The 3718-nt window shown below is 66.1% G+C and carries 4 protein-coding genes and 1 pseudogene; 2 read left to right on the plus strand and 3 right to left on the minus strand.

Going from position 1 to position 3718, the window contains the following annotated elements; genetic code table 11:
- Positions 1–360: pseudogene (locus FNL14_RS23435) on the plus strand (protein kinase); the annotation flags it as partial.
- Positions 361–375: 15 nt separating this feature from the next.
- Entirely contained in the window at positions 376–2325 is a 1950-nt protein-coding gene (gene pknB, locus FNL14_RS23030; RefSeq protein ID WP_255470978.1) for a Stk1 family PASTA domain-containing Ser/Thr kinase, read from the plus strand.
- 28 nt (positions 2326–2353) lie between these two features.
- Here the strand turns inward: pknB and FNL14_RS23035 are convergent, their stop codons facing one another.
- The 3 genes from FNL14_RS23035 to FNL14_RS23040 all read right to left on the minus strand — a co-directional run.
- Positions 2354–2995 (minus strand): aminodeoxychorismate/anthranilate synthase component II, encoded by a 642-nt coding sequence (locus FNL14_RS23035; RefSeq protein ID WP_091419350.1) that lies wholly within the window; start codon positions 2993–2995, stop codon positions 2354–2356.
- Positions 2992–3162, minus strand: coding sequence for a hypothetical protein (locus tag FNL14_RS23440; RefSeq protein WP_170850778.1), 171 nt, complete (start codon positions 3160–3162; stop codon positions 2992–2994). Before FNL14_RS23440 ends, FNL14_RS23035 begins: the two co-directional genes overlap by 4 nt.
- A gap of 2 nt (positions 3163–3164) precedes the next feature.
- Positions 3165–3718, minus strand: a 554-nt coding sequence (locus FNL14_RS23040) for a class E sortase (RefSeq protein WP_142065165.1), incomplete at its 5' end; no start/stop codon positions are given.

The raw sequence follows: 3718 nt of genomic DNA on the forward strand, positions 1-3718 counted from the left end.
CCCACCCAGGAGCCCACCCCGGAAACGGTGAACGTCATCCCCGAGGCCTACCTCGGCAAGGACTACCGGACTGTTCAGTCGCAGCTCTCGGCAATGAACCTGGATGTGACCGTCCAGCCGCAAGTTGATGTGAATTCTGCGCCCAACACTGTGATTGCCCTGTCCCGCTCGGGCCGGGTGGAAGTGGGATCACCGATCACAGTGACGTACGCGGTGGCGCCGTCGCCCGCGCCCACCACAAATGCTCCCACTCCCACCTCCGCCCCCAGCACGCCGTCCGCAGCGGGACCTACGGCGCCTTCATCCCTCCCGGCTTGTGGACCAGAGCAAGTGCCCGGCCTGCCTACCTGCCGCCCGTAACTGCCAGGACAGCCAGTGAACGAGTCAGCGCGCACACCGTTGCACCGGGAGGACAACGTCCCGGTGGATAACCAGCGTGTCCTCAGCGGACGCTACGAACTGGGCGGCCTCATTGGCCGCGGGGGCATGGCGGACGTCTACCGGGGCCTGGATACCAGGCTTGGCCGTACCGTCGCCATCAAACTGCTCCGGGCAGATATGGCCCGGGACCCGCAGTTCCAGGCACGCTTCAAGCGCGAGGCCCAGTCAGTGGCCGCCCTGAACCACCCCTCGATCGTGGCGATTTACGATACGGGCGAGCACATGGTCCATGACGGCTCCGATGACAACGTACGGGTGCCGTACATCGTGATGGAATACGTCGAAGGCAGGACTATCCGGGACCTGATCCGGGCCAACGAGGTCAGCATCAGCCAGGCCATCGATTATTGCCTGGGCGTGCTCGGCGCCCTTGAATACAGCCACAAAGCCGGCATAGTGCACCGCGACATCAAGCCGGCCAACGTGATGTACTGCGACGGCACGGACTCGGTAAAAGTCATGGACTTCGGCATCGCCCGGGCCATCGCCGATTCCTCCGCCACCATGACCCAGACCCAGGCCGTGGTGGGCACGGCGCAGTACCTCTCTCCCGAGCAGGCCCGCGGCGAAACAGTGGACGCGCGCAGCGACCTCTATTCCGCGGCCTGCCTGCTCTACGAAATGCTGACCACCCGCCCGCCGTTCGTCGGCGACAGCCCCGTGTCGGTGGCCTACCAGCACGTGCGCGAGATTCCCGCGCCGGCGAGCAGCCTGAACCCTGACATTTCCCCCGCACTGGACACCGTGCTGGCAAAAGCGCTGCAGAAAAACCGCGACGACAGGTTCCAGGACGCCGCCGCCTTCCAGCGTGCCCTGCGGGCTGCGCGGGCGGGGGTTCCGGTCCCGGCAATTGCTGCTTCGGAGGCACCCACCGATCCCAATGACCACGTCCCCGCCCCAACCACAGCGCCCGTAACCGAAGCGTTCGCGGCAGCCGGCGCAGGCTTCCTCGATGACCCCCCAACCGGGCGCTTGGCTGCCCTGGGCACTACAGCCGACGATGACGGCGGCGCCACTGCCGCCGCTTACGAACCTTCAGCACGCGATGACCTGCCCCTCGGCTTCCCTCCCGAGCGTGAGCGGACCGCACGGCAGAAGTCCCGCCGTCGTGCCTGGATAACCACCCTGGTGATTTTCACCCTCCTGGTCCTCAGCGGCGGCGGGCTGTGGGTCTACAACACCGTGAACCGTCCGGCGCCGCCGCCGCCCAAGGTGCAGATCCCGGCGGTGGCAACACTGACCGAATCGGCGGCACTGCAGGAGCTCTACGGCGCCGACCTCAAACCAAAAATCGTTCGCCTCCAGCATGACACCGTGCCCAAGGGGACAGCCATCGGAACGGATCCAGCGTCCGGCACGTCCCTGGACCCCGGCTCAGATGTAGTGCTGAACATTTCCGAGGGGCCCAGCGCCGTGAAGATTCCGGACAGCCTGCCGGGCAAGACGGAGGCCGCGGCCAGGGATATCCTGCGGCAAAGCGGACTGGTGGGTGCGCCGTCCACCACCACAGCCAACAGCGCCACCGTCCCGGCCGGAATTGTGATTACCACCAGCCCTGCCCCCGGGCAGATGGTAGGAGTGGGCACCACGGTTGAGCTGGTGGTGTCCACGGGCAAGGTGGCAATCCCGGAACTGCGCGGCCGGACCCGCGAAGAGGCTGAAGCGGCACTGAAGGAACTCAGCCTCGTACCAGCGGTCACGGAGGCGGAGAACGCCCAGGTGGAAGCCGGCAGGGTGACGGACCAAAGCGATCCCGTCAACTCCGTGGTGGAGCAGGGAAAGACTGTCAGCATCGTGGTGGCCAAAGCGCCACCGCCGCCACCACCGTCCCCCACTCCTACCCCGAAGCCCACACCGACACCCACCTCCACCAAGAAGGGCTAGCGGCAGCCGGCGCCCGGATTGGCGAAGGCTAGTGCTGGATGAGCGGGCTCAGCTTCGCGGCTCGCGCCGCCGCACCCTTCATGCCCAGGGATTCGAGCCAGTTCCCCAGCATCTGGTAGCCGCCTTCGGTGAGCACGGACTCGGGATGGAACTGCACCCCGCACAGCGGCGCGGTCCGGTGCTGAAGCCCCATCACCACCCCCGACGCAGTTTCCGCGGTGACTTCCAGGACGTCCGGGAGCGTTTCGCGGACTGCGGCCAGCGAGTGGTACCGGGTGGCCGTGACGGGGGAGGGGAGCCCGGAAAAAACGCTGGTCCCGATATGCTCCACCAGCGACGTCTTGCCGTGCATCAGTTCAGGCGCGTGCGTCACCTTCCCGCCGAACGCCTCGGCCAGCGCCTGGTGTCCCAGGCATACGCCGAACATGGGCACGCTGTTCTCACCGCACCATTTGATCAGCTCGATGCACACACCCGCCTCGGCAGGGTTGCCGGGGCCCGGTGAGATGAGGATGCCATCCCGCGTGCCGGCCAGTTCGATGGCCTCGGCGAGGGTGACGTCGTCATTGCGGACCACAGTGGTCTCGGCGCCGAGTTCCTGGAGGTAGCCCACCAGGGTGTAGACAAAGCTGTCGTAGTTATCCACTACGAGGATCTTGGTTGTGGTCATGGCTGGCTTGCGGAACCAATCGTTGAGTCGGTGAATTGGGTGTACTCGGACATCCACGGGAAAAGGAACTGAACCATCAATACCAGCGCGGCGGCGACCAGCACCAGCGAGATGGCGATCCGCAGCCAGAGCGGCCCGGGAAGATGGCGGAAGATCCAGGCGTACATGCTCAGCCCCTTCCCATCGCTGCGGCTACCTGTGCTGCGATCTCCGCCGGCGCACCTGCGGCGGCAGGGCGCCAGCTGTCCAGCAGCGCATAGGCGATGATGCGTTCTTCAGCACCAAAGCGGGGGTTGCAGCTGGTCATGGTGAGGAAACTTTCGGTGGGGGCGACGCCCGGCTGGGTGGGCACCGGCTCCAGGACGTCGGTCCGGGAGGGCATAACGATCTGGTTGTTGCGGAAGACGTAGATGTAGAAGCCGTCCTTTGTCTGCACATAGATCTTGTCCCCGGGCACCAGCGTGTGGATGTTGTCCAGCACCGCGCCGTGCGTCTGCCGGTGGCCGGCAACGGCGAAGTTTCCCACCGCACCTGGCATGGCGGTGTTGCTGTAGTGCCCCAGCCCCAGCGTGTCCAGCACATCCTGGCTGGTTCCCTGCACGATGGGCCGGGTGTAGTTGGGACCAAACCGGGGAATGTACATAATGCCGATGGTGCCGGCATGGCCGGGCGGGGTCCCCACGGCGGGAGGGCCGAAATCTTCGGGGGCGGCCGGAGCGGCGG

It is taken from the genome of Pseudarthrobacter sp. B4EP4b (genome assembly GCF_006680095.1).
In the GTDB taxonomy this organism is placed as follows: Bacteria; Actinomycetota; Actinomycetes; order Actinomycetales; family Micrococcaceae; genus Arthrobacter.